Annotated in this window: 18 protein-coding genes; 3 read left to right on the plus strand and 15 right to left on the minus strand. The window is 68.9% G+C overall.

Annotated features, from left to right (window positions below):
* Window positions 1-109: 109 nt before the first annotated feature.
* The 5 genes from ampD to G3W89_RS04910 form a co-directional block, all read right to left on the minus strand.
* On the minus strand, window positions 110-718 hold the full coding sequence (gene ampD / locus G3W89_RS04890; RefSeq protein ID WP_162573041.1) for a 1,6-anhydro-N-acetylmuramyl-L-alanine amidase AmpD: 609 nt from the start codon (window positions 716-718) through the stop codon (window positions 110-112).
* Window positions 696-2,210: a sigma-54-dependent transcriptional regulator gene (locus tag G3W89_RS04895; protein ID WP_162573042.1), complete on the minus strand. Its 1,515-nt coding sequence runs from the start codon at window positions 2,208-2,210 to the stop codon at window positions 696-698. Before G3W89_RS04895 ends, ampD begins: the two co-directional genes overlap by 23 nt.
* A 4-nt stretch (window positions 2,211-2,214) precedes the next feature.
* Window positions 2,215-3,909, minus strand: a complete 1,695-nt coding sequence (locus tag G3W89_RS04900; RefSeq protein WP_162573043.1) for a two-component system sensor histidine kinase NtrB — start codon at window positions 3,907-3,909, stop codon at window positions 2,215-2,217.
* A 133-nt stretch (window positions 3,910-4,042) separates the two neighbouring features.
* Window positions 4,043-4,291: a PP0621 family protein gene (locus G3W89_RS04905; protein ID WP_162573044.1), complete on the minus strand. Its 249-nt coding sequence runs from the start codon at window positions 4,289-4,291 to the stop codon at window positions 4,043-4,045.
* A complete protein-coding gene (locus tag G3W89_RS04910) occupies window positions 4,288-5,097 on the minus strand; it encodes a cytochrome C assembly family protein (protein WP_162573045.1) in 810 nt (269 codons plus the stop codon). The genes G3W89_RS04905 and G3W89_RS04910 overlap by 4 nt, the downstream gene beginning before the upstream one ends.
* A gap of 88 nt (window positions 5,098-5,185) precedes the next feature.
* Between G3W89_RS04910 and ffh the strand changes: the two genes are divergently transcribed.
* Window positions 5,186-6,574 carry a signal recognition particle protein gene (ffh, locus tag G3W89_RS04915; RefSeq protein ID WP_162573046.1) on the plus strand — a complete coding sequence of 463 codons (1,389 nt, stop codon included), beginning with the start codon at window positions 5,186-5,188 and terminating at the stop codon, window positions 6,572-6,574.
* A gap of 80 nt (window positions 6,575-6,654) precedes the next feature.
* On the opposite strand, the gene mdoH is transcribed toward ffh, so the two are convergent.
* The 6 genes from mdoH to G3W89_RS04945 form a co-directional block, all read right to left on the minus strand.
* Window positions 6,655-8,649, minus strand: coding sequence for a glucans biosynthesis glucosyltransferase MdoH (gene mdoH, locus G3W89_RS04920; protein WP_162573047.1), 1,995 nt, complete (start codon window positions 8,647-8,649; stop codon window positions 6,655-6,657).
* A 388-nt stretch (window positions 8,650-9,037) separates the two neighbouring features.
* Window positions 9,038-10,471 (minus strand): sigma 54-interacting transcriptional regulator, encoded by a 1,434-nt coding sequence (locus G3W89_RS04925; protein ID WP_162573048.1) that lies wholly within the window; start codon window positions 10,469-10,471, stop codon window positions 9,038-9,040.
* The gene (locus tag G3W89_RS04930) at window positions 10,468-11,094 is read right to left on the minus strand and encodes a hypothetical protein (protein ID WP_332107432.1); all 627 of its coding nucleotides are present in this window, start codon (window positions 11,092-11,094) and stop codon (window positions 10,468-10,470) included. The genes G3W89_RS04925 and G3W89_RS04930 overlap by 4 nt, the downstream gene beginning before the upstream one ends.
* Window positions 11,095-11,166: 72 nt before the next feature.
* Entirely contained in the window at window positions 11,167-12,594 is a 1,428-nt protein-coding gene (locus G3W89_RS04935; protein WP_162573050.1) for a sensor histidine kinase, read from the minus strand.
* Window positions 12,594-13,961, minus strand: coding sequence for a tRNA (N6-isopentenyl adenosine(37)-C2)-methylthiotransferase MiaB (miaB, locus tag G3W89_RS04940; protein WP_162573051.1), 1,368 nt, complete (start codon window positions 13,959-13,961; stop codon window positions 12,594-12,596). The genes G3W89_RS04935 and miaB overlap by 1 nt, the downstream gene beginning before the upstream one ends.
* A gap of 113 nt (window positions 13,962-14,074) precedes the next feature.
* Window positions 14,075-14,539, minus strand: a complete 465-nt coding sequence (locus G3W89_RS04945) for a hypothetical protein (RefSeq protein ID WP_162573052.1) — start codon at window positions 14,537-14,539, stop codon at window positions 14,075-14,077.
* A 220-nt stretch (window positions 14,540-14,759) separates the two neighbouring features.
* On the opposite strand from G3W89_RS04945, the gene G3W89_RS04950 reads away from it, so the two are divergent.
* Together G3W89_RS04950 and G3W89_RS04955 are read left to right on the plus strand one after the other, a co-directional pair.
* Window positions 14,760-16,022, plus strand: coding sequence for an efflux RND transporter periplasmic adaptor subunit (locus tag G3W89_RS04950; RefSeq protein WP_162573053.1), 1,263 nt, complete (start codon window positions 14,760-14,762; stop codon window positions 16,020-16,022).
* On the plus strand, window positions 16,019-19,264 hold the full coding sequence (locus G3W89_RS04955; RefSeq protein WP_162573054.1) for an efflux RND transporter permease subunit: 3,246 nt from the start codon (window positions 16,019-16,021) through the stop codon (window positions 19,262-19,264). The genes G3W89_RS04950 and G3W89_RS04955 overlap by 4 nt, the downstream gene beginning before the upstream one ends.
* Before the next feature lie 167 nt (window positions 19,265-19,431).
* On the opposite strand, the gene G3W89_RS04960 is transcribed toward G3W89_RS04955, so the two are convergent.
* Genes G3W89_RS04960 through G3W89_RS04975 form a run of 4 tightly spaced genes read right to left on the minus strand, consistent with a single transcriptional unit; the run spans window position 19,432 to window position 26,909 of the window.
* Window positions 19,432-20,379, minus strand: coding sequence for an alpha/beta hydrolase (locus tag G3W89_RS04960; protein WP_162573055.1), 948 nt, complete (start codon window positions 20,377-20,379; stop codon window positions 19,432-19,434).
* Entirely contained in the window at window positions 20,372-21,178 is an 807-nt protein-coding gene (locus G3W89_RS04965; RefSeq protein ID WP_162573056.1) for a serine aminopeptidase domain-containing protein, read from the minus strand. The genes G3W89_RS04960 and G3W89_RS04965 overlap by 8 nt, the downstream gene beginning before the upstream one ends.
* Window positions 21,175-21,891, minus strand: coding sequence for a 4'-phosphopantetheinyl transferase family protein (locus G3W89_RS04970; protein ID WP_162573057.1), 717 nt, complete (start codon window positions 21,889-21,891; stop codon window positions 21,175-21,177). Before G3W89_RS04970 ends, G3W89_RS04965 begins: the two co-directional genes overlap by 4 nt.
* 11 nt (window positions 21,892-21,902) lie before the next feature.
* A complete protein-coding gene (locus G3W89_RS04975; RefSeq protein ID WP_162573058.1) occupies window positions 21,903-26,909 on the minus strand; it encodes a non-ribosomal peptide synthetase in 5,007 nt (1,668 codons plus the stop codon).
* Between the last annotated feature and the right edge of the window lie 44 nt (window positions 26,910-26,953).

The raw sequence follows: 26,953 nt of genomic DNA on the forward strand, positions 1-26,953 counted from the left end.
CACGCATTTGGGCCTGGAAGGCGCATGGTTGCTGAGCAGCTGCGATCGAAGGCGCAGATCGCGTCACGTGGCGCCGGCGCATCAGGGCCGAGGTGAAGATTGAAAAAATTCAGCGCGCCATGACCGTGTCGGGGAACATCGCGCGTTGCCAGCCCAGCTGCTGTTGCAGAAGCAGCCAGTCGAAGCCACCGCCCGGGTCCGCCTTGCGGTTTGGCGCAATGTGTTCATGGCCCGCGACGAAGGCGATGGCGTAGCGCTGCGCGATGGCGGGACAAAGACTGGCAAGCGTTTCGTATTGCGCGAGCTCGAAGCGCTCGCCCTCCTGGCCCTCGAGCTCGATGCCGATCGAATCGTCGTTGCAGTTGGCGCGGCCGCGCCAGAACGAGGGTCCGGCATGCCAGGCGCGCTCGTCGCAGCTCACGAACTGCCAGAGCTCGCCGTTGCGGCGCACGTAGAAATGGGCCGAGACCTCGAGGCCGCGGATGCTGTCGAAATAGGGATGCGCATTCCAGTCCAGCTGGTTCGTGAAGAGCCGCTGCACCTCGTCGCCGCCATAGCGCCCGGGCGGGAGGCTGATGGAGTGCAGCACGATCAGGTCGATCTGCGCGCCTGGTGGGCGCGGGCCGAAGTTGGGCGAGCGCAACGATCGGGCGAATCGGTACCAGCCGTCCTGCCAGAGCTCGTTGCCGGGCGCGTCAGTCGTCGGTGCCGCTGCCATTGTTGTCGTCGCCACCGGGCGTCGCAATGCCGAGGCGCGCAATGCGATAGCGGATCTGCCGCAGGCTGAGGCCCAGTCGCGCCGCGGCTGCGGTGCGGTTGAACCCGCTGTCCTGCAGCGCGCGCACGAGGATCTCGCGTTCCTGCTGATCCAGATAGCTTTGCAGGTCGCTCGGGACCGAGGCGGGCTTCGACGCAAGCGGCGCGGCCGGCGATTGTTCGGCCGGTGCCTGCACCACAGTCGCGGGCGGCGTGCTCGCCGGCTCCAACAGCGCAGCGCCGCTGGAGACATCGATGTGCAGCACATCGCCGTCGCTCAGGGCGACGGCCCGGTGCAGCAAGTTTTCGAGCTCGCGCACATTGCCGTTGAGCGGGTGCTGCGACAGCCGGTGCAGCACGTCGGGCGACAGTGCCGGGATCGGCATGCCGGCGTCGCGCGCTATCCGGGCCAGCAGCGCCTCGCAGAGCGCCGGCAGGTCCTCGCGGCGCTCGCGCAGCGCCGGCACCGCGATCTCGATCACGTTGAGACGATAGAAAAGGTCCTGGCGGAAGCGGCCGGCCTGCACCTCGGCCTGCAGGTCCTTGTGCGTGGCGCTCACGATGCGCACGTCGACGGCGTCTTCCTGCGTCGAGCCGATCGGCCGCACGCTGCGTTCCTGGATCGCGCGCAGCAGCTTGGACTGCATCGCAAGCGGCAGGTCGCCGATCTCGTCGAGGAAGAGCGTGCCGCCGCGGGCGGCCTGGAAATAGCCGTCGCGGTCCTGCGAGGAACCGGTATAGGAGCCTTTTCTGGCGCCGAAGAATTCGGCCTCGAGCAGGTTCTCGGGAATGGCACCGCAGTTGACCGCGACGAAGGGGCCATCGCTGCGCTGGCTGCACGCATGCACCGCCCGCGCCGCCAACTCCTTGCCGGTGCCGGACTCGCCGCGTACGAGCACCGGGGCCATGCCGCGCGCGACCTTGGCAATGCGGGACTTGACCTGACGCATCGGCTCGGAGTTGCCGACCAGCCTTTCGAGCGCCGCCGTGCCGACGTTGCCGATGGTCGCTGCCAGCTTGGTGCCGTTGCCCTCTGCCTGGCGCACTGGCCGCGCGGGCGCGCCCCGCGCCTGTACCGCCGAAGCCACGACGGTACGGAACTGCTTCAGGTCCACCGGCTTGGTCAGGTAGTCGAAGGCGCCCGCCTTCAGGGCCTCGACCGCGTTCTCTGCCGAGCCGTAGGCGGTCATCACCACGCAGCGCTCGCTGCGCTGCTCCTGCTGGATGCGCTGCAGGATCTCCATGCCCAGCCCGTCGGGCAGGCGCATGTCGGTGATCACGGCATCGAAGCGGCCCGCGTCCAGGTGTTCGCGTGCTTCCGACACGCTGCCTGCCGCCTCGACGCGGTAGCCCTCGCGCAGCAGCGTGAGCTCGTAGAGCGTGCGCAGGTCGGGCTCGTCGTCGACGACCAGGATCTGGGCGGGGCGCGGCGCGGGCGGATTGGGGCTGCTCACGGCGCTATTGTGTCAGCCCGACTTCGCCTGGCATGAAGACGACGGCGAATTCATTTCCCTCCGGCCCGCCTGCAGGCAGGGCGCGGCGCTCGTAGCCGATGGTGGCGCCATGGCGCTCGCACAGCTCGCGGCACAGATAGAGGCCGAGGCCGCTGGAGCGGCTCTCGGACGAAAAGAAGGGCTCGAACAGATGGCGCTGCACCGCGGGCTCGAGCGGCGCACCATCGCTCCACACCTGAAGGCTGGCGCGACCGGCAGCGTTCAGCCGCGTCGCCACCTGGATCGAGCCGTCGCGCGCGCCGGCGTAGCGCGCCGCGTTGTCGAGCAGGTTCACCAGGATGCGCCGCAAGTGCTCGATGTCGAAGCGCACCACGCTGCCGGGCGCCTCGAGGACCAGCAACACGCCCTGGCGCTGCGTTTGCCGCACCCACTCCTCGGCCAGCGTGCGCACTGTCGGATCGAGCACCAGCTGCTCCCCCAGCGGCAGCACGCGCTGTTGACGAGCCCGCGCGACGTCGAGCACGTCGTCGACGATGCGCGACAGGCGCTGTGCGTTCTGCTGGACCATGGTCGTCAGCCGCCGATGACCCGGATCGACCAGGTCCTCGCCCAGCAGCGCGCTGGCCTGGGTGATGGCGGCAAGTGGGTTGCGGATCTCGTGCGCGACCGCGGCCGACATGCGCCCCATGGCCGCGAGCTTTTCGGTGCGAATGCGTGCCTCGAGCTCGCGCAGATCCTGCAGGAACATCACGCACAGGCTCTCGATACCGCGATCGGCCGCGCGCGTGAGCCGGGTGCGCACCCGCACCTCGCGCGGCGCGCCTTGGGCCTGCGCGATCGGGATCTCGCGCGACTGCGGTGAGCGCCGCGCGAAGGTATTGCGCGCAATCGCGGCCAGTGGCATCCAGGCCGGCTGCGTGCCCAGCGTGAAGGGCAGCTCGAGTTGGGCCAGTCCCTGCCCGAGGATCGCGTCGGCCGCGGGGTTGGCTGCGTGCACCTGGCCCTTGGCGTCGATCACGAGCACGCCTTCGCTGAGCGTTTCGATCACGAGGTCGTTCACCAGGGCATGCATCTGCGCCGTGCCCCGGTTGCGATGCGCCAATGCCTCCTCGCGCATCAGGCGCCGCGCCAGCTCGTGCGCCAGCAGCGCCACCACGAACAGGCCGGTGCCGGTCAGCGCGGCCTGCACGAAGCGCGCCGAAGGTTCTGCCTGCTGCTGCAGCCAGTACCAGCCGGCATGCGCCAGCAGCAGCAGGGTGACGATGGCCGTGGTGCCCAGGCCGACGGCTCCGCTGCCCAACACGGCGCCCATCAGCACCGGCAGGGCGAACAGCGGCGTGTAGTTGATGCTGCCCACCTGCAGCAGCTGCAGTGCGCTGAAGACCACCAGGTCGACGCCGATCGTCGACAGCCAGGCCGTGCCGAAGCGCCGCACCGGCGGCTGGAAGTGCGCATAGCGCGCGACCAGCAGAGTGGCGACCACATAGCCGCCCGTCAGCGCAACGACGATCGGCTGCACGGCCTGTCCTAGCGCCAGCACGAGGGCCTGGAGTAGCAGCAGCACGACGGCGACGCAGCTGCGCGCGGTCACGAAGCCGCGCCACAAGCGCAGCAGGGCCGAGCTTTCGCGGCCGGGCGCCTGGTCGAGCGGCGTCCAGTCGGTCCTGGTCTCTGCGCGCGACCAGAGGAAAGTGCTCATCGGGCAACTTCCGTCTTGCGGGCTGCGCTGCCGGTGGCCTTCGGAGCGGCCCGGCAGCTCACTGCACCTTCGCCTTGGGCTGCGGTGCTATTCGCCTTCGGAGCGGCCGTGCGGCTCATGGATGGAGCCCCGATCAGTGCGTTGCCGCCCTGCGATGCGCCGCGCTGCAGTACGCCGTGCCATCGGCACCGCGCAGCGCGTCGCTGGCCGGCAGGTGCAGCCCGCAATGCGCGCAGCGCAGCATGGCTTGCGGAGGCCCGATGCTGTCCGGTGGAGGCGCAGGAGGGCGCGGCGGCGTGCGCGACTGCAGCTCTTCGCGCCGCCCCTTGCGCCAGAGCCATACCGCCACCAGGATGATCGCGAGGACCAGCAGGTATTTCATGTCGCTGCGCGCCCCAGTACCACCTCGAGCACGAAGCGCGACCCCACATAGGCCAGCAGCAGCAGGGCGGCGCCGGCATAGAGCACGCGTCGCGCGGTGCGGCCACGCCAGCCGAAGCGTGCCCGCCCGATCAGCAGCACCGCGAAGCTGATCCAGGCAAGCACCGAGAACACGGTCTTGTGGTCCCATTTCCAGCCTCGCGCATTGGCGCCGTATAGCTGCTCGCTGAACAGCAGCCCGGCGAGCAGGGTGGCCGACAGCAGCACGAAGCCGGCGGTCACGAAGCGAAAGGTCAGCCGCTCCATGGTGAGCAGGGGCACGCCCGCCTGCGGTTCGGTGGCCAGCCGGATCTGCTTCTCGGCGCGCGTCATGAGCCAGGCGTGGATGACCGCCGCGCCGAACAGTCCGTACGAGGCGATGCCCAGCGCCAGGTGCAAGGGCAGCCAGGGCGAGGCCGAGACGTGCAGTGGCGTACCCGGAAAGATCATCGCGAGCAGCACGGCCGCCGCGCCCAGCACCGCGAGCACGCGCCGAACCTTGAGTTGCGGATAGAGGCGGCTTTCGATCGCGTAGACGGTCATCACCAGCCACCCGGTCACCGACAGCGCCGGTGCGAAGCCGAAGCGCGGGTCGCCGCCGACCAGCGACCAGGCGAGCACGCAGGCGTGCAGCACCCAGGCCAGGCCGAGCATCCATTGCGTGGAAGGCCGCCCGAGCAAGGAAGAGGCTGCGGCAGTGGCGCCGTAGGCGGCGGCGGTGGCGATGCCCAGCGCCACGCCGAGTGGAGAGGGGATCGCTAAAATCATCGGTCGGAGTTTAGCGTCTCGCCTTTGCGTGGTCCTTCGCGAGGACGCCCCCGCTCCCCACCTACCGATCCCGCCCGCGGGAAACACCATGGCCAGCGCCCTCACCGAAAAATTCTCACGCCTCGTCAAGCAGGTCAGCGGACAGGCCCGCATCACCGAAGCCAATGTGCAGGACATGCTGCGCGAGGTGCGCATGGCCCTGCTGGAGGCCGACGTCGCACTCCCAGTGGTGCGCGACTTCGTGGCCCGCGTCAAGGACAAGGCGATGGGCCAGGAGGTGCTGGGCTCGCTCAAGCCCGGCCAGGCGCTCGTGGGCATCGTCAACCGCGAGCTCGCCGCGACCATGGGCGAAGGCGTGGCAGACATCAACCTGGTGGCGCAACCGCCCGCCGTGATCCTGATGGCCGGCCTGCAGGGCGCCGGCAAGACCACCACCACGGCCAAGCTGGCCAAGCACCTGATCGAGAAGCGCAAGAAGAAAGTGCTCACCGTCTCGGGCGACGTGTATCGGCCGGCGGCCATCGAGCAGCTCAAGACCGTCACGAAACAGGCCGGGGCCGAGTGGTTCCCGAGCACGCCCGACCAGAAGCCGCTCGACATCGCCCGCGCGGCGCTCGATCACGCCCGGCGCCATTTCTTCGATGTGCTGCTGGTCGACACGGCCGGACGCCTCGCCATCGACGAGGTGTTGATGAACGAGATCCAGCAACTGCACGCGGCGCTGAACCCTGTCGAGACGCTGTTCGTGGTCGACGCGATGCAGGGACAGGATGCGATCAATACCGCCAAGGCCTTCAAGGAGGCGCTGCCGCTGACCGGCATCGTTCTCACCAAGACCGACGGCGACTCGCGAGGCGGCGCCGCGCTGTCGGTGCGGCAGGTGACGGGTGTGCCGATCAAGTTCGCGGGTGTCAGCGAAAAGATCGACGGCCTGGAGGTATTCGACGCCGAGCGCCATGCCGGTCGCATCCTCGGCATGGGCGACATCGTGGCGCTCGTCGAGCAGGTCACGGCCGGCGTCGACGTCGCCGCGGCACAGAAGCTGGCTGCCAAGGTCAAGAGCGGCGCGGGCTTCGACCTGAACGACTTCCTCGGCCAGCTGCAGCAAATGAAGCAGATGGGCGGGCTGTCCAGCATCATGGACAAGCTGCCGCAGCAGCTGGCCGCCAAGGCCACCGATGCCGACATGAACCGCGCGGAGCGCGACATCCGGCGCAAGGAGGGCATCATCAACAGCATGACGCCGCTGGAGCGGCGCAAGCCGGAGCTGCTGAAGGCCACCCGCAAGCGGCGCATCGCGGCCGGGGCGGGGGTGCAGGTTCAAGAGGTGAACCGGCTGCTCAACGAGTTCGAGCAGATGCAGCAGATGATGAAGAAGATGAAGGGCGGCGGTTTGATGAAGATGATGAAGCGCATGGGCGGCATGAAGGGGCTGCCTGGCATGGGCGGAGGCGGGGGCGGCATGCCGCGCTTCTGACTTCGCTCCCCGCCCCTTCGCGGTGAGGCGCAAAGAAAAAGCCCGCTGATCGAGCGGGCTTTTTCATGGGCGGCGAACCGTCAGGCGCGTGCCAGCCTCACAGCGTGCATCCACGCCCTGCGCAACACCGCCGGGGAACGCGACTCCTCGGGAATCACCAGGAAGCCGCGGTCGCGCATTGCATTGCCGAGCGCGATCTGGCTGGTCAGCACGGTCAGCGGGATGGCCAGCAGCAGCGGCAGTCCAACCGGCATCAGCCAGACCAGCGCGCTGGCGTCGATCAGCGCAATGCCCACCGCCAGGGCGGCAATGACCAGCGACATCGGCGCGAGTTGGCTGAAAGCAATGCGCCACGGCACGGCGGCGGCTTCCCGAGGCGGCGACTTCCAGTCGAGCTTGATGCCGGTAAGCGCCACTACCACGAACAGCGAGTGGGCCAGCATGCGCACAGGCGCCTGCACGATGGCCAGCGCGCTTTCAAGTGCCGCGCTCTTGAGCAGGCCGCCGACACCGCCGTACTGGCGCTGCTCGCGACGCAGCACCACCGCTGCAATGCCGAGCATGCGCGGCAGGAACAGCAGGCACAAGGTCCACAGCCAGAGCCCGGCCAGTTCCATCGGCATTGCCAGCCAATGCGCGACCACGCTCGAGCCCGTGAGCCACAGAGCCGTGCCAAGTGTCAGGAACGCAAGCCACATCGGCGCGGAGGCATAAGCCATGGTGCCGGTAACGAACATCGCGCGGTGCACCGGGTGCAGGCCGGGCTCGGCCATGAGGCGAGCGTTCTGCAGGTTGCCCTGGCACCAGCGGCGATCACGCTGCAGCTCGGCCAGCAGGTCCGGCGGTTGCTGCTCGTAGCTGCCGACCAGGTCGGCAACCAGCCACACGTGGTAGCCGGCGCGGCGCATCAGCCCAGCCTCGACAAAGTCGTGCGACATGATGCCGCCCGACATGCCGCCGGTGCCCTTGATCGGTGCCAGCGCGCAGTGCTGCATGAAGGGCTCGACGCGGATGATGGCGTTGTGGCCCCAGTAGTGCGACTCGCCGAGTTGCCAGAACTGCATGCCCAGCGTGAACAGGCGGCCCGTCACGCGCGAGGCGAACTGCTGGGCGCGAGCGTGCAGGGTGACGTGGCCGATGGCCTGCGTCGCGGTCTGGATGATGCCGGCCGTCGGATTGGCCTCCATCAGCTTGACCATCGACGTCAGGCAGTCGCCGCTCATCACGCTGTCGGCATCGAGCACCACCATGTAGCGATAGTCCTTGCCCCAGCGGCGGCAGAAGTCGGCCACGTTGCCGGCCTTGCGGTGGGTGCGGCGCTTGCGCAGGCGGTAATACACCTCGACCTGCGGCTGGTTCGGGCTGTCGGCCAACGCGGCGCGCAGATCTTCCCAGGCGGCGCGCTCGGCGGCGGCGACCTCGGGCGTGTAGCTGTCGGACAGCACGAAGACGTCGAACTGCCGCGCATGACCGGTCGCGGCCACCGATTCGCAGGTCGCGCGCAGGCCGGCAAAGACCGTGGCCACGTCCTCGTTGCAGATCGGCATGATGATCGCCGTGCGCGCTTCCGGGTTCATCGGGTGGTCGGCGACCTGTTTGGCCGATAGCGCGTGTTTGTCCCCGCGCACAGCGACGTAAAAGCCCATGAGCGCAGTCACGAAGCCGGTCACCACCCAGCCCGAGAGCAGACCGTAGAGCGCGATCTGGCTGTATTCGAGCCAGAGGTTGTCGTAGTCGGGCTGCACGCGGGCGAACAGCGTGGAGGCCACGACCGTGCTGAACAGTGTCAGCGCCATGAAGGCCATGCGGCGTTGCTGGGCCGCGCGTTCCCACGCCTGCGAGCGTCGCGGCGCGTGGGATGCGCCGGCTGCGGCCTTGCCGCCGGCGCCGAGCTTGACCAGCAGTGCCGTGCCGATGCTGTTCCAAAAGCCGCGCCAGGGGCGTGGGGCCATGGAGCCGCGGTTGATCGGCGGCGCTGTCACCGAGTTGGGATGGCGTTCTTCACGCAGCACGCTGCGGCGGGAGAAATCCGCCTCGGTGAGAACGTTGAGCTGGGAGAAATCGTTGGGCTTCATGTGCGGCTCATCAACGTTGCTTGTCGACGGAAGGGGTGTCGCCAATCGCCGGAAGACGCTTGAAGACACAGTCCGGTGCCGCGCCGCCGGCGTTGCTCAGGCCAGCAGGCGGATGACCCGCGGCGCGGGACCGCGAGAGGGAAAACTGCTTTTGACGCAGGCCGTCGCGCTGCGGACGCAGTGCGAAAGATGGGCTGGTAAGTGCTGTCATGCCCTTCTTAGGGCAAACCCCGTGCCAGCCTCGAAAAAGCCTTTTAGATCAAGGGCTTGCGCCTGATCGGCAGTCCCCGGGGCGGTTTTTGAAACCAAAAGGCCACCAAAAACCCCGAATCTGTCGCCGGTTCCCGACAGCCTCGGTAAAGCCTGCGTTAATTCGCAGCAAAATCAACTACTTAGGGTTGTCGCTCGTCAGCGACGCATCGCCGCCCGGCGACGCGGCATCGGATTTGAAGTGCCCAGGTGTGAGTTGATGCTTCTGCAGCAGCCGGTAGAACTCCGTGCGGTTGCGATCCGCCAGACGTGCCGCGTCGGCCACGTTGCCATCGGTCAATTTGAGCAGGCCGACCAGGTACTCGCGCTCGAAGCGCTGCTTGGCCTCTGCATAGGTCTGGACCTCAACGCTGGGCGAGCGCAGTGCCCGTTGCACCAGCGCCAGGGGAATCAGCGGCGAGCTGGACAGTGCACAGACCTGCTCGACCACGTTGAACAATTGGCGCACATTGCCCGGCCAAGGCGCCATGGTGAGCGCCTTGAGCGCTTCGGGCGCGAAGCCCGACAGGCGCTTGCCGTACTTGCTCGACAGCCGATTCAGGAAATGATTGGCCAGCAGCGGGATGTCCTCGCGCCGCGCCGACAGCGGCGGCAGTTGGAGCGTCACGACGTTGAGACGGTAGTACAGGTCCTCCCGGAACTGCCCGGCCTCCATGGCGGCATCGAGGTCGCGATGGGTGGCGGAGATGATCCGCACGTCGACGTCAATGGACTGGGTCGAGCCCACCGGCCTCACCGCATGCTCCTGCAGCACCCGCAACAGCTTGACCTGCAACGCCGGCGGCATGTCGCCGATCTCGTCGAGCAGCAGGGTGCCGCCGTCTGCCTGCTGGAACAGTCCCTTGTGATTGGCCACGGCGTCGGTGAAGGCGCCCTTCACATGGCCGAACAGCTCTGACTCCAACAGTGCCTCGGGAATGGCGCCGCAGTTGACCGCCACGAAGGGCTTCTCGGCGCGCGCACTGGCTCGATGAATGGCGCGGGCGAGTAGTTCCTTGCCGGCGCCGCTGTCGCCGCGCAGCAGCACGCTGGCATCGGACTTGGCCACCATCCGGGCCTCGGCCAGCAGCTCGGCCATGCGATTGCTGCGGCTCACGATCTCCGAGCGCCAGCTCTCGTCGATGCCCTTCCCGCCGCTGGGAGCCGGCGCACCGAGCGCCAGCGCCTGCGCGATCTTGTCGAGCAGCTCGCGGGCGTCGTAGGGCTTGGTGAGATAGGTGAAGACACCGCGAGCCGTGGCTTCGACCGCGTCGGGAATGGTGCCGTGCGCAGTCAGCAGGATCACCGGCAGCGTGGGGTGGCGCTTGCGGATCTCGTCGAAGAGCTGCAGGCCATCGCGGCCTGGCAGCCGCACATCGCTCAACACCAGTTGGGGATGCTCGATCTCGAGCTGCGTCAGTGCCGACTCGGCCGAGGTCACGGCGGTGACTTGGTAGCCGGCGCCCGTCAGCCGCATCGAGAGCAGGCGCAGCATGTCCGCGTCGTCGTCTACCACCAGCAGGCGGGCGCCGGGCGGGCTGGCCGATTCCTTGGCGGGGCCGGAATTGTTCATGGTGCGGGCTTCGGAGCCGCCGGCGCGACCGGTGGTGGCGGGCTGTTGGGGCGCGAGAAGCTGCGCTCGATGGCACGCAGCGCCTCGATGCGGTCGCTCAGCTGGTCGATGCGTCGCTGGCTGTCTCGCACCTGCTGCGCCTGCCGGTCGCGCTCGTCCTCGACGCGTCGCTGCTCCTGGTAGCGCGCCGCCAGCAACCGGGCAAGCGGGTGCAGGGGCTGGGCTTCGCTCGCCGAATTCGCGATCACGCGCTGCACCAGGCCAAGCGCCCGCGCGAGGTCGGCCGGCACGCGCGTTTGCGAGAGCAGCAGTGCCAGCTGCATCTGCACCAGGGGCTGCTCGCCCGGCTCACCCAGGCGTGAAATCTCGTTGGCAAGCTCGTTGCCGCCAAGAGGGCGCACCTTGTCGGCGTAACCGAGCAGGGCGGCCACCGGGCCCTGCGTGAGCTGAGTGAAGACCAGCGCCGGCTGCGTGGCCGGCGCCATCGGTTCGGCCTCGACCGGCTGCACAGGCGGCGGCGGGGGCGGAGGCGGTGGCGGCGGCCGCACGGCCACTGGTTCCGGCGGGGGCTTGAGCGGGGCGGCGCATGCAGCGAGCAGCAGCGGCATGACGAGGACGGTCATGGCGAATGCGGATCTGCGAGCGATCGGACTGAAGAGCATGGGTCGGAGCAAACGCTTGAAGGGGGGCTGTGGTCAGGTGGAGCGCGGCAGCTCGATTCGGAAGCGCGCCCCGGGTCCCTCCGGCAGCAGCGTGATGCGACCGCCATGGGCTGCAATGTACTCCTGCACGATCGACAGCCCGATGCCAGTTCCCTTGACGGCATGCTGGGGTTGGCGCTCGCCGCGGTAGAAGGGCTCGAAGATGCGGTCGCGGTCGCCTTCGGCGATGCCGGGCCCGGCGTCCTGGATGTCGATGCAGACGATGTCGGGCGTGCTCGATACGGTGATCGCGATGGTGCCGCCGCGTGTCGAATAGCGGATCGCGTTGGACAGCAGGTTGGCCACCGCAGTGCCCAGCTTCACCGGATCGACCACCACCGCAATCGGCTCGCCTTCGGCCCTCACCGTGAGCCCGCTGGCCTGCCATTGCAGGCGCTGGGCCTCGATCTGTTCCTCGATCAGCGGCAGCAGCGGCGTGCGCTGTCGACGCAGCTCGCGCGCCTCGAACGCCGCCGCATTGAAGCGCAGCAGGGCTTCGATCTGTCCCTGCAGCGCGACCGTGTTCTGCTGAAGGATTTGCGCCACTTCACGCTGAGCCGGGTTCAGCGCGCCGGTCACACCATCCTCCAGCAGCGAGACGCCTTCGCGCAGCGCCGCCAGGGGGGTCTTGAGCTCATGCGAGACGTGGCGCAGGAAGCGTGCCTTGTCGGCGTCCAGCTCCGTCAGCCGCAGCCGCAGCCATTCGAGCTGTTGCGCGATGCGGCGCACGTCGGCCGGCCCGCGGATGTCGATCGGCTCGTCGAGCCGGTTCTCGCCCAGCCCGACGATCGCGCGCTGCAGCCGCTTCAAGGGCCGCGCCAGCCACACACCGAAGGCCAGCGCCAGCGCCACGGCCAGTGCGCTGGCGGCCAGCACTTCGCGCATCAGCCGCCGGCGTGCGTTCTCGATGCGCTGCGCCAGTGCGTTGTTCTGCGCCTCGATCAGGATCTGGGCCTGCTGGGCGATGTTGGTGTTGAGCGCGTCGAGGTCGCGAAACTGCATCGCCATCGAGCTCTCCCGCGCGAGCGCGGTCTCGGACGCGCCGCTCATCAAGCCCTCGATCACGGCGAGCTGCGCCCGCCAGAGATCGAGGCCGGTGGCGGGCAGGCCGTTCGCGCCCAGGCGGTCGAGCGCGTGGTGTGCGTCGCGGGCTGCGTCGTCGAAGCGGCGGCGCAGCACCGCATCGTTGAGCACCAGCGACTGGCGCCCGGCGCGCTCCATCGCGGCGCTGCGCTCGGCCAGGGACTGCGCCGCGCCCGAAAGCGTGAGTGCGCGGCCCGCTGCGTTGCGGCTCTGGGTCATCAGCACGTCGTACTGGAACACCGAGCGCAGGGCCACGCCCACCAGCAGCGCCGTGATCAGCAGGAACGCGAACAACAGCAACTGCTGGAACGAGCCGCGCGCCGACTTCAGGCTCGCCATCAGGCCGCTGGCGCGGCGAGGCCGGCCGGTGACGCGGTCGATTCCGCAGTGGGCACCTCGCCGCGCAGCGTGTAGGCCAGCGAACGGGTGATGCGCACGTCGATCATGCGGCCGGCCAGGCGCGGATCGCCCTCGAAATTGACCACCCGATTGCACTCGGTGCGGCCCATCAGCTCGCTCTCATCCTTGCGCGAGCGGCCTTCGACGAGGACGCGCTGTGTCGTGCCCACGAGCGCCTGGCCAAAACGCTTGACGTTGCCGTCGACCACGGCCTGCAGCCGCTGCAGTCGCGCAAGCTTGATGTCGTGCGTGGTGTCGTCGTGCAACTGCGCCGCCGGCGTGCCGGGTCGCGGGCTGAAGATGAAGCTGAAGCTGTTGTCGAACTCGAGCTCGTCGATCAGCTTCATCATCTTCTCGAAGTCCGCGTCGGTCTCGCCGGGGAAGCCGACGATGAAGTCGCTGCTCAGCGAGAGCCCGGGGCGGATCGCGCGCAGCTTGCGGACCGTGCTCTTGTATTCCATCGCCGTGTAGCCGCGTTTCATCGCCATCAGGATGCGGTCGCTGCCGTGCTGCACCGGCAGGTGCAGGTGGCTCACCAGCTTGGGCACGCGGGCATAGGCCTCGATCAGGCGGGGCGTGAACTCGTTGGGATGGCTTGTGGTGTAGCGGATGCGCTCGATGCCGGGGATCTCGGCGATGTACTCGATCAGCAGCGCGAAGTCGGCGATTTCGGTCGTGTCGCCCATGCGGCCGCGGTAGGCATTGACGTTCTGGCCCAGCAGCGTGACCTCGCGAACGCCCTGGTCGGCGAGGCCGGCGACCTCGATCAGCACGTCGTCCAGCGGCCGGTTCACCTCCTCGCCGCGCGTGTACGGCACCACGCAGTAGCTGCAGTATTTGGAGCAGCCTTCCATGATCGACACGAAGGCGGTCGCGCCTTCGACGCGTGCTGGCGGCAGGTGGTCGAATTTCTCGATCTCCGGGAAACTGATGTCCACCTGCGGCTGGCCGGCCCGCTCCCGCTGGTGCAGCAGCTCGGGCAGGCGGTGCAGCGTCTGGGGGCCGAAGACCACGTCGACGTACGGGGCGCGCGCGATGATCGCCGCACCTTCCTGGCTGGCCACGCAGCCGCCGACGCCGATCTTCACGCCGCGCGCCTTGAGGTGCTTGACACGGCCGAGGTCGGAAAACACCTTCTCCTGGGCCTTCTCGCGTACCGAGCAGGTGTTGAAGAGAATCAGGTCGGCCTCTTCGACGTTGGTGGTGGGCTCGTAGCCGTCGGCGGCGCGCAGCACGTCGGCCATCTTGTCCGAGTCGTACTCGTTCATCTGGCAGCCGAAGGTCTTGATGAAAACTCTGGGGGTCATGAGGGGCTCCGTGGTGGTGCCGTCGGAAAGCGGACATCCGGCTGCTGGGTGCATGGATTCCGAGAAGAAGAAAAGGGAACCAGGAAACGCACCCGGTACCCGGAATTCGAGAGCTACTGGCCGTAGCGCGGCAATTGGTCGAACGGCGTCTTGCCGTCGTCGCGCGGGCCGGTGTCGGCCACGAAGGGCCAGAAGTTCAGCAGCGGCTTCTCGGCAGTTTCGCGCTTGGCCTGGGCTTCCTCGGGCGTGAGGATCCAGACCTCGCTCACCATGCCGGCAGGATCGCGCTTGTAGTTGACCAGCAGGTTCTGCCCAGTGAGGGCGGCCGGCATGACCAGCATCTGCTGAGCGCTGCGGATGCGTGCGCCCGGCGAGAGCCGCTCGGACTGGCCGTCGAGCTGGATCTCGGGCGCATTCACGACCATGAAGCGACCGCGCAGGGTGCCGATGGGAAAGTTGCGACCGCCGAGGGCGGCCTCGTTCTGGGTCTGGACGGGCTCCTGGGCGGCAGCGGGTGCGGTGACGGCGCACATGGCTGCCAGAAAGAGAGCAGTCCAAGGGATGTTGCAGCGGTTCATGGTGTTCATCCAGAGGCTGTGGGGCAGCGGCGATTCTAGCGGCGCGCTTCCGGCGCTTCCCCGAGATCGGAGCGCCTTCCGTGCGGTGCTTCATACCCGCTTTACTTATCTTTACGGCACCGATGGACGGCAGTCCCTGACCCCTGCTCCAATAGCAAATGTCAGGCAAAAGTGCGCGCCAAAAAACAGCGGCCGGCTTTCTACCAATCCAGAAGTGCTCATGAACAAGAAATTCGTCCTCGCCCTTGCGGGTGTGCTGATCCTGACCGCAGCCGGCGCGTGGCGCTGGGCGGGAAACAGGACGCAGGACGTGGCGCACACAGGCGCGCCCGCCGCCGGAAGCGCCTCCGCGCCCGGCAAGGGCGCCGGTCCGGGCGCCGCCACGCCGGCCCTGGTCACGCTGGCGGCGGCGCAGAAGCAGGACGTTCCGGTCACCGTGCAGGTCAACGGCAGCGTGGTCTCGCTCAACAGCGTGGACCTGCGCCCGCAGGTCACGAACACAGTGCGCGAGGTGCACGTGAAGGAGGGCCAGTTCGTCAAGCAAGGTCAACTGCTCTTCACGCTCGACGACCGCCCCGACCAGGCCAACCTCGCCAAGGCCCGCGCCCAGCAGCAGAAGGACGAGGCCACGATGGCCGACCTGGAGCGCCAGTACCGGCGCAGCCAGGAACTGGTGGCGCAGAACTTCATCGCGAAGGCCGCGGCCGATGCCACGCTCTCGCAGCTCGAGGCGCAGCGCGCTGCCGTGGCGGCTGACAAAGCCGCGGTGCAATCGGCCCAGGTGGCGCTGGGCTACGCCACGCTGCGCGCACCCATTGCCGGACGCATCGGCGCGATCAACATCTACCCTGGCACGCTGGTGCAGCCCAGCCTGTCGCTCGTGACCATCACCCAGCTCGACCCGATCGCGGTCAGCTTCCCGGTGCCCGAAGGCAGGCTGCAGGACCTGCTGGCCGCGGCGCGCTCGCACACGCCGGTCGAGGCGCTGGTGAGCGGGCGCAAGACGCCGATGAAGGGTGCCCTCAACTTCGTCGACAACACCGTCGACCCGCTGATCGGCACCGTGCGTGCCAAGGCCGTGTTCGACAACGCCGACCAGGGCCTCTGGCCGGGCCAGTTCGTCGAGACTCGCGTGACCGTGCGCACGCTCGAGGGCGCCACCGTGGTTCCCGCGGCCGCGATCATGATGCTGGCCGAGGGCAGCTCGGTCTACGTGGTCGATGCCGAGCGGACGGCCACGCGCCGCAAGGTCCAGGCGCTGTACACCTTCGGCACGCAGGTCGCGGTGCGCGGCGTGGAGCCCGGCGAACAGGTGGTGATCGAGGGCAAGCAGAACGTGCGCCCGGGTGGCAAGGTGCGGCTCGACACCGCAGCGCAGCCGCAGCAGCGCCCCAACGGCAACGCGCCCGAGGCAGCGCCCGGCAGCGCGGCCGCCGCGTCGCCGGGCAAAGGGAGCGTGGTGGCGGAGCGGGAGCGCACATGAACATCTCCGAGCTCTGCATCCGTCGTCCCGCGATGACGGTGCTGCTCTCGGCCGCGGCGGTGGTGGCCGGCATCTTCGCGTACTTCCAGATCCCGGTTGCGGCCCTCCCGAGCTACAACACGCCGGTCATCAACGTCAACGCACAGTTGCCGGGGGCCAGTCCGGAGACCATGGCGTCCTCGGTGGCGCTGCCGCTGGAGAAGCAGTTCTCCACCATCCCGGGCCTTTCGACGATCAGCTCGTCGAACACCCAGGGCGTGAGTTCGATCACGCTCGAATTCGTCAGCAGCCGCGACATCGATGCCGCCGCCGTCGACGTGCAGGCGGCGCTGCTTCGGGCGCAGCGACAGCTGCCTGTCGAGCTGACGCAGATGCCCTCGTACCGCAAGGTCAACCCTGCCGACGCGCCCGTGCTGTTCATCTCGCTGGTCTCCCCCTCGATGAATCCCGCGGAGCTGAATGACTATGCCGAGAACCTGATCTCGCCCACGCTTTCCACCATCGACGGCGTGGCCCAGGTCGCGGTCTACGGGCGCAAGGCGTTCGCGGTGCGCGTCAAGGCCGATGCCGACCTGCTGAACGCACGCAACATCACGCTCGACGAGCTGGCCAACGCGGTGCGCCTGGCCAATGCCAACACGCCGGTCGGCGTTCTCGACGGCCCGCGCCAGACCCTCACCATCCAGGCCAACGAGCAGATGCTCAAGGCCGCCGACTTCGCCAAGGTGATCGTCGGCCAGCGCAACGGCGCGCCGGTGCGGCTCGACGAGGTCGCCACCATCGAGGACAGCTTCGAGTCCGTCAAGACGGCGAGCAGCTTCAACGGCGAGAGCTCGATCTCGCTCGCGGTGCTGCGCCAGCCGAACGCCAACACGGTGCAGGTGGTCGACGCCGTGCGCGCGCTGATGCCGCGCTTCCGCGACGAGCTGCCGCAGTCGGTCGAGATCAACATGGTCAACGACCGCTCGATCTCCATCCGCCAGGCAGTGCACGACGTGCAGCTCACGCTGCTGGGCACCGTGCTGCTGGTGGTGCTGGTGATCTTCCTGTTCCTGCACCGCGTGGTGGCCACGCTCATCCCCGCCGCCACCATCCCGATCTCGCTGATCGGTGCCGTGGCGCTGCTCTACGCTTTCGGGTACAGCCTGGACAACGTGTCGCTGCTGGGCATCACGCTGGCGGTCGGCCTGGTGGTGGACGATGCCATCGTGGTGCTCGAAAACATCATGCGCTACGTCGAAAAGGGCATGGAGCCGATGGCTGCCGCGCTGCGCGGCTCGCGCGAGGTGGGCTTCACCATCATCTCGATCTCCATCTCGCTGGTGGCGGTGTTCATCCCGGTCTTCTTCATGCCGGGTGTGATCGGCCTGCTGTTCCATGAGTTCGCGGTGGTCGTGGGCCTGGCGGTGATGGTCTCGGCCATCGTGTCGCTGACGCTGGTGCCCATGCTGGCGAGCCGGCTGTTGCGACACCAGCCGCGCGAGGGCGGCGTGGCCGCCGTGGCCGCCGCCGGGCCGCCCCAAGGCGGCCACGCCTCCCCCTCGGGGGGTGGCGAAGCACACGAAGTGGCGAGCTGGGGGGCCGATATTGACCACGAGGAAGTGCATCCCGAACCCGGCACCGCCATCGGCCGCGCCTTCGAGCGAGGCTACCGCTGGGTGCATGGCAGCTACATGCGCACGCTCGACTGGACGCTGCACCACCGCCATCTCATGCTGGGCCTGGCGGCTGCGACCTTCGTCCTGACGGCCTGGATGTTCGTCACCATCCCGAAGGGCTTCTTCCCCGAGGAAGACATCGGCCAGATCCAGATCACGACCGAGGCCGCCGAGGACATCTCGTTTCCCGCGATGAAGGCCCTGCAAGACCGCGTGGCCGATGCGCTGATGGCCGACCCGAGCGTGGCCTACGTCAACTCCTTCATCGGCGTTGGCGGGCCGACCGCCACGCAGAACGCCGGCCGGCTGTTCGCGGTGCTCAAGCCGCGCAGCGAGCGGCCGCGGATGCCGCAGGTGCTCGAGCAGCTGCGCAAGCGCTTCCGCGACATCCCGGGCGTCGCCGTCTACATGCAGCCGGTGCAGAACCTGCGCCTGGGCGGGCGCCAGAGCAAGGCCCGCTTCCAGTACACGCTGCAGAGCGTGAACGCAGGCGCCCTCGTCGGCTGGGCCGACAAGCTGATGGAGCGCATGCGCGCCGACCCCGATTTCCGCGACGTCACCAGCGACTCCCAGAACCGCGGCCTGCAGGCCACCCTCGACATCGACCGCGACAAGGCCGGCGTGCTCGGCGTCGCGGTGGGCGACCTGCGCACCGCGCTCTACAACGCTTACGGCGACCGCCAGATCGGCAGCATCTACGCGCCCAGCAACACCTACCAGGTGATCCTCTCGGCGGCCGACGACGACCGCCAGTTCGAGGAGGACATGTCGCGCCTGTCGGTGCGCAACAAGGCGGGGCAGCTGGTGCCGCTGTCGGCCTTCTCGACCGTCAAGCGCACGGTGGGGCCGACCTCCGTCAACCACCAGGGGCAGCTGCAGGCAGTGACGGTGTCGTTCAACCTCGCACCCGACGTGCCGCTGGGCAACGCGACCGCGAAGATCGACCGGCTCAAGGCCGAGCTGAAGATTCCGCCCTCGATCATCACCAGCTACGGCGGCGACGCCGCGGTGTTCCAGAGCTCGCAGGCCAGCCAGGCCGTGCTGCTCGTGCTTGCGGTGCTGGTCATCTACGTGCTGCTGGGCGTGCTCTACGAGAGCTACATCCACCCGCTCACCATCCTGGCCGGCCTGCCCTCGGCGGCGGTGGGTGCGTTGCTCTCGCTCAAGCTCTTCGGCTTCGACCTGACGCTGATCGCCACCATCGGCATCCTGCTGCTCATCGGCATCGTCAAGAAGAACGCGATCATGATGATCGACTTCGCGCTGGACGCGCAGCGCTCCCAGGGCATGCAGCCGGTCGACGCGATCCGCGAGGCCTGCCGGCTGCGCTTCCGCCCGATCCTGATGACCACCCTGGCTGCCCTCATGGGTGCGCTGCCGCTCGCGCTGGGCCTGGGTGCCGGCGCCGAGCTGCGCCAGCCGCTGGGCGTGGCGGTGGTCGGGGGCCTGCTGTTCTCGCAGGTGATCACGCTTTACATCACGCCCGCCATCTACCTGGCGCTGGACCGCTACAGCGGCAGCGGGCCGATGCAGGAGCTGCCGGGGGAGAAGCTGGCACACGTGGCGCCTGGACCGGCCGCCTGAGCGCGCGTGCAGGTCTTGCTCCCTCTTGCCCCGGCCAAGGGCGGGGGGCGGTAGCGTCCAGACGCGAACTGAGTAGCTCGCTCCCACATCGGAGTTCCCCAGGGATGGACCGCCCTGCGCCCCGGGCTGACCGGGTCAAGGGCACACCACTTCGTCGAGCAGGAATCTCAGATCACCGGATCGCGCTGCAATGCCACCGCCGGCCTGCTGCTCGCGAACTGGCCTCCGGCGCGAGCTGTTGCCGCGGCATGCGGCAAGGAAGTAGTCACCGGCGCACCCTGCACCACCCGCAGCGCCCAGTCGCACACCACTTCGATGAAGATCTGCTGCGAGGCCATCGAAGTGAGGCTGTGGTCGATCTCGCCGATGAACTGGTACTCGAAGCGCTGGGTGAAGGCCTCCTTCGCGAAGGGGCCGAGCTGGTCGCGCTTGCGATCGGTCACGTGCATGGTGCCGCTGTAGAGCAGCAGCACGGCCACGTTGCGCTCCGCGATCTGCGTCATCGAGCGGCGGAACAGCGCGGCGGTCACCTCCGGCGGATCGGGCTCGAAGATCTGCGGCGCGGCGGCGGCTGCAGCAGCGGCAGAGAACTTGCGCTGCAACCAGCGCACCGTCTTGCCGATCACCGCGGGATTGGTCAGTGCCAACGCGCGCCACAAGCTGCGCTCCAGCTGCGCGCGCCGGCCGGGGAAGGCATAGCCGTCGAACATCAGCAGGCCCACCACGCGGGAGTCGGCCACCGCCAGCGACAAGCCGTTGGTTGCGCCGGAGCACAGGCCGATCACGATGAAGCGGCGCACGCCCAGCATGGTCTGGATCAGGTTCATCGCCGCCTGAAGGTCGAGCACGGCCTGCGTGAGGAAGTGCTCGGCGCCGCTGGCGGGCCCGCTGTCGCCGAGGCCGGCGAGGTCCATGCGGACGCAGCTGATGCCGCGTGACGCCATCTCTCGCGCCAGCTTGACGTTGATGCGCCGCGGCCCGATGCGGTGGTTGGCGCCCATGTTCAGCATGAGGCAGGCCACCGGCGCCAGCGGCCCCTCGGCCGGCGTCGTGATGATGCCGATCAGCGAGCCGTCGGGTCCGAACTGAACGGGTGTCTCTTTGTATTCACTCATGTATGACCGCCAGCAGTCGCTGCAGCGCCTCCGTGGGAACCATCGCGTTATTGGGATGCGGATCGGAGGTCCAGACCAGCGGGTGCTGGAAGGCCGAGATCCGCAGCGGCATGTGGCGGGCCGTCTCCTGGTCCGCCCATTGTCGGGCCGCCTGGTCCTCGGCGTCGGCCAGGACCACCGTGTCGTGCAGCGCCGTCAGCTGCAGGCTGGACGGTGAGAGCGCGCGCAGCTGCTCGCGCATCAGCGGCGACACGCCGAAGCCGAAGAGCTCCTCGGTGAAGACATCGGGATCGCGGGCCAGCTGGCGGCGCCAGGCCAGCTTCGGCACGCAGAACGAGCGCTCCAGCGCATCGACGTGGCCCGCGCGCAAGGTGTCCACATAACGCGCGCCGTCCACGATCGGGTCCCACAGGATCAGCCGTGCCGGATCGCAGCGCCCGCTCTTGGCCGCCATCACCGCCAGGGTCGCGCCCAGGCGCGCACCCAGCCAGACGATGCTCCGGCTGCCGGTGCGCCGCCGCAGTTCCTCGTGCGCGGCGCAGACATCGCGGCGCCAACCCTCGAGGTCGCCGTCGGTGTCCTCGCCGGGCGAGTCGCCGCTGCCGTGATAGTCGAAGCGCAGCACCGCCACGCCTGCCCGCGCAAGCCGGTCGGCAAGCACGCGGAACAGCCGGTGGGCGCGCACGGCTTCCTGGCCGAGCGGCATGCAGATCACCACCGCGAGCTTCGCGTCGCGCTCGGGGGCGTGAAAAAGGCCGAACAGCTGCCGGGAGGCCGGACCGAAGAGCATGGGGGTCATGCGTACATCTCGTTGTCGACCAGGGGCCGGCACGCTGCCTGGGCCGGCCCGCAGGCCAGCACGCGGGCCACGGCGCATTGCGCTCCCTGGACATCGTGGAAAGAGGATAGCGCGAGCCGCGCGCAGCCGTCCGCGGCGTCGATCTGCACTTCGCGCGCTTCGGGCGAAACGCCCACCTCGAAGCTGCGCGTGTCCACCGACAGGCCCATGCCGGTGGCCTTGAGGCAGGCCTCCTTGCGCGTCCAGCAGCAGAGAAAGGCACGGCCGCGAGCCTCCTGCGGCAGCGCGGCCAGCGCGCGCCGCTCGGCCGCGCTGAAGTAGGTCTCGGCCAACGCCTCGGCGTCGGGCATCGGGCGCAGCAGCTCGATGTCCACGCCCACTTCGGCGTCGTCGCTGACTGCGATCAGGGCCAGCGACTCGCTGTGGCTCAGGTTGAAGCGCAGCTCGCCGTGCTCGATCAGGGCGGGCTTGCCGAAGGGCCCCAGCGCGAATTCCAGCGTGGAGGCCGGGCTGCCGCATTGCGAGGAAAGCGTCTCGCGCAGCGCGGCATGGGCGGCGATGAAGCGGCTGCGGTCGCGCTTGAAGACGAAGCGCCGGGCGCGGTCCCATTCGGCTTCCGAAAGGGCGGCGACGGCCTGCGGCGCCGGCGCGGCGTCCAGGTCCACCTGCCAGAGGCGGCAGTTCATCGAGGAGGGGAGCTGCAGGATCGTCATGCCGATGTCCCTCAACTCTTGCGTCCCCAGCCCAGCACCCGCCCGAGCAGCCCGCCGCGCTTCTCGCCACTGTCGGCGGGCTTTTCGGGGGGCGTCTCGATCGCGGTTCCGGCGGCGGCGGAGGCCAGCTGTCCCAGGCTCTCGAACACGTAGCGGCGCGGCTCCACGCGGAAGCCCATCACCTGTTCGGCCTGCTGCACCACGCGCATGGCCAGCAAGGAGTCGCCGCCCAGATCGAAGAAGTTGTCGTTGACGCGGATGTCGTTGACGTCGATGGTGAGCGCGCTGGCCCAGATCTGTGCCAGCTTGGCCTGCTCGGGCAGCAGAAGCACCGGCTGCACCTGTGCCGGACGCGCGGCCACGGTCTCGGCCGTGCTGGGCGCGGGTGCCGAGTCGGCGGCCAGGCGTTCCAGGTAGACGGCACTTGCCGAACCCTCGGGCGCCGAGAGCGCCGAGAGCGTCGCGTCCGGAAGCTGGGCCACCCGGCGCAGCAGCTCCATGTAGCGCTCCTTGAAGGCCTCGCCGGTCTCGCGCCGGTAGATATCGGCGTTGTAGACCACGGCGCCCTCGAGGCCCTGCGGCTTGTCCATCAGCCAGATGCCGAGGTCGTCCGTCGCGCCGCGCTGCGGCAGGTGCATCTGCCGATGCGCGAGGCCACCGATGTCGCGCGGGCGCTCGCGTGCGTCCTGGAAAGAGAACAGGGCCTGGTACAGCCCCGCGCCCTGCGCCCGCTCCACGAACTCGGGCTCGCTCACCAGGCGCTCGAAGGGGATCTGCTGGTGGCTCATCACCGCGATCAGCTCTTGCCTGACATAGCGCATGAATTCGCCGAAGCGCAGGGAGGGATCGACCTGGAAGGACAGCGGCAGCACGTTGTTGAAGAAGCCCATCACCGGCTCGAGCTCGGGCGCCTCCCGGCCGCGCACCGGCGTCGCGATGACGACGGTGCGGGTGTCGATGATGCTGCTCATCATGAGGATGTACACGCCCAGCGTCAGCATGTTGAGCGTGACGTCGTTGCGCTGGCCGATCTCGCGCAGGCGCTCGGCGAGTGCCTTCTCGACGGTAATCCAGTGGGCGCCGCCCTCGCCGCTCATGCCCGCCTTGCGCGGCATGTCGGTGCGCGGCGCCTTGGGCGCGGGCGAGTTGGCGAAACGGTCCTTCCAGTAGCGCAGCTGCGGCTCGAACTCGGGCCCGGTCAGCCAGTTCGCATACCAGTCGGCGTAGTCGCCGTGGGTCACGGCCAGTTCGGGCAGGCCATGCGGCTCGCCTCGCACCAGCGCGCCGTAGATGGTCGAGAGCTCGCTCTGCAGCACGTCGAAGGACCAGCCGTCCCAGATCAGGTGGTGCGGCACGAACACGAAGGCGTGGTCGTCATCCGCGATGCGGAACAGCGCCGCGTGGAACATCGGGGCCCGGTGGATGTCGATCGGCCGCTCGGCCATGGCATGCATGCGCTCGACCAGCTCGGCCTCGCGCTGGTCTGCCGGCAGCGTGCCGAGGTCGACGACGGGCAGCTCGTAGGACAGCTCCCTCGCGATCAGCGCGGCGGGCACGCCGGTGGCCGGATCGGGGCCGATTGCAGTGCGCAGGGAGGGCTGGCGCTCGATGATCATGGCGAGCGCCGCCTTGAACTTCTCGACGTCCAGCGGTCCGCCGAGGCGGTGCGCGGAGGGCGCGTTGTAGGTCGGCCGACCCGGGTGCAGCTCCTCGACGAAACGGATGCGCTCCTGCATCGGCGTGAGTGGCGCGCTGCGGCGATCGGCCACGTGCGCAATCGGCGCGCTGCGCGGCGCGTTGCTGCCGCTCAGCCCATCGATCGCCGCGGCCAGCCGCTCGGCGGTCGGTGCCTCGAAGAGCATGCGCAGCGGTACCGTGAGCTCGAACTCGCGGCTCAGCAGCGTGGTCAGCCGCGCCGCCAGCAGCGAATGGCCGCCGAGCGAAAAGAAGTCGTCGCGAATGCCCAGGCCCGGCAGATTGAGTACGCGCTCCATCGTCTGCAGCACGACGCGCTCGCGCTCGTTGCGCGGCGCCAGGCGCTCGCTGTCGTCCTTGTGCGTGGCGCTGGGCTGGGGCAGGGCCTTGCGGTCCACCTTGCCGTTGGGCAGCAGCGGAATGGCGTCGAGCACCACCACATGCTGCGGCACCATGTACTGCGGCAGGCAGGCGCGCAGGTGGCGGTCGAGCACGTCCAGGTCTACCGCGGCGCCGGGCGATGGCGCGAGATAGGCCGCCAGGCGCACATCGCCGGGCTGGTCCTCGCGGGTGATCACCACGCTGCGCGCCACCCCGTCGATCTCGTTGCAGCGCGCCTCGATCTCGCCGAGCTCGACGCGGTAGCCGCGCACCTTCACCTGGAAGTCGAAGCGGCCCATGTGTTCCAGCAAGCCGTCGTTGCGCCAGCGGCCGCGGTCTCCGGTGCGGTAGACGAGCGTCTGCGTGTCGTCGATCGCGGTGGTGACGAAACGGTCGGCCGTGAGCTCCGGGCGCTCCAGGTAGCCCAGGGTCACACCCAGGCCGCTGATGCAGATCTCGCCCGGCACGCCGATCGGACAACGCTGCAGATTGCCATCGAGAATCCAGACGCCGGTGTTGGCGATCGGCTTGCCGATCGAGACGCCGCGCGCCGCCACGATCGGCCGCTCCATGCGCCAGGTGGTGGACCACACGGTGGTTTCGGTCGGGCCATAGACGTTCCAGGCTTCGCTGGTGCGGTCCATCAGCGCGAAGGCGAGGTCCGCCGGCACCGGCTCTCCGCCGACCCAGGCACGGAAGCCGCGCGGCCCCGACCACTGCGCGTCCAGCAGGATGCGCCACATCCCGGGCGTGGCCTGCAGGATGGTGACCGCTTCGGACTCGAGCAGCGCGCGCAGGCGGTTCCCGTCCATCGCATCCTCGCGCTGAACGATCACGACCTCCGCGCCCGTGGCCAGTGGCAGGGCGATCTCGGCCACCGCGATGTCGAAGGACAGCGTGGTCACGGCCGCGAGGCGGTCGTCCGGGCCGATGCCCGGTTCGCGCTGCATGCTCTCGATCAGGTTGGCAACCGCACGGTGCGGCACGCACACGCCCTTGGGCTTCCCGGTAGAACCCGAGGTGTAGATCACGTAGGCGGCGTCCTCGGCCTGCGCGTCCTGCGGGCTCGGCGGAAGGGCGGTGCCCGGCTGTTCGAGCCACGCCTTGTCGCGGTCCAGCAGCAGCACGCGCTGGGCAGCGTCTTCACGCCAGGCCATCGGGGCGGCGGCGATGGTGCTCGATGTCAGCAGCAGGCCGAGCTTCGCGTCTTCCGCGTAATAGTCCAGCCGTGCCTGCGGGAAGGCCGGGTCCAGCGGCACATAGGCGGCGCCGCTCTTGAGGACTGCGAGGAGGGCGACGACCATGTCGAAGCCCCGGTCCAGGCAGATGCCGACGCGCTCGCCACGGCCCATGCCGCGTGCGCGCAGCGCATGGGCCAGCCGGTTGGAGCGCTCGTCGAGTTCGCCGTAGCGCATCCGCTGGCTGCCGTCGCGCAGCGCCGGGCGATCCGGCTGCGACCCGGCGCGGGCCACGAAGCCCGCATGCATCAGCGGCGCGCCCGTCAGCGGCGTCAGCGGCGGCTGCAGCGCTGCAAGCGCGCGGCCTTCCTCGGGCGACAGGAGGCCAAGCCGGCCGACGGCCTGCGAGGGCTCGCGTGCCACGGAGCGCAGCAACTGCTCGTAGATCGCGAGCCAGCGGCGCACGGTCTCCTCGTCGTAGAGGTCGGCGTTGTACTGCGCCTCCATCTGCATGCCGCCTGCAACGGGCGTCACGTTCAGGAAGAGTTCGAAGTTCTCGTAGCGGCGTCCGATGGTGCTCTGCTCGACCTTGATATCCGGGAAGTTGCCGTCGCCGGGCGCCCCGTCGCGGTCCACGTTGAACAGCACGTTCACCAGCGGCAGGCGGCTGGGATCGCGCGGCACCGGCAGCTTCCTGAGCAGCGCGCCGTAGGTCAGCGTCTGGTGCTCGAAGGCGTCGAGCAGCGCGCTGCCGCAGGCGCCTGCCAGTTTGTCGAAGGGCACTTGCGCGTCGACCGCGACCCGGATGGGCAGCAGGTTGACGCAGTGGCCCACCAGCGAGGGCATGTCGCTCGGCATCTGGCCGGCAGCGGCGATGCCGATCACCAGGTCGTCCTGCGCCGTGAGTCGGTGCAGCATGGCCGCGAAGGCGCTGAACATCGTGGCGAACAGGCTGGTGCCGGCGCGGGCGCCGGACTTGCGCAGGCCATCGATGAGGGGCTGCTCCAGCAGATGTTCGATGCGGTAGGCGTTGAAGGTGCGCACCGGCGGACGCGGGCGGTCCAGCGGCAGCTCCAGCACCGGCAGGCTGCCGCCGGCGAAGCGGGAGAGCCAGTAGCCGATGTGGGCGTTCATCTCCGGACTGTTCGCCTCCTGGGCTTCCCATGCGGCGTAGTCGGAGTACTGGGCGGCCGGCTCCAGCGCCGGACCGGCGCCGATCTGCTCGGCGTACAGCGCCCCCAGGTCCTCGCTGATCACGCCCCAGGACCAGCCGTCGCAGATGGCGTGGTGCGCGCTCAGCACCAGCACATGGTCGACGGACGAGAGCCGGTAGAGCGCAGCGCGGAACAGCGGGCCCTGCTCCAGGTTGAATCGCTCGAGCACCACGGCCAGGCCTTCGTCCTCCAGCCGGCGCTCCTGCGCCGCCGCATCGAGCGTGCTCAGGTCATGCTCGGCCAGGACGATCGGGGCCGGCTCGCCGATCAGCAGTTGCGTGCCGTCCGGGGAAATGGTGGCACGCAGCGACTCGTGGCGTCCCACCAGGCGGTCCAGCGCCAGTGCGAGCGCGGCCGTGTCCAGGGAGCCCTTCAGGCGCAGGCACATCGATTCGTTGTAGGCCAGCGAGGCTTCCGGGCTCAGGCGATCGCCGAGCCAGACCTCGCGCTGAGCCTCCGTGGTGGGAACGATGCGCTCGATCAGCCCCGAGGCGAACGGGTCGAAATCTTCGGCGGTGTCGTCGGGAGCGAGAGTGGCGACTGCGCTCATCGAATCACCTCTGCCCTGCGGGCTGCGGTGCGGTGAGCGTTGTT

The sequence above is a fragment of the Variovorax sp. PBL-H6 genome (assembly GCF_901827155.1).
Classification (GTDB): Bacteria; Pseudomonadota; Gammaproteobacteria; order Burkholderiales; family Burkholderiaceae_C; genus Variovorax.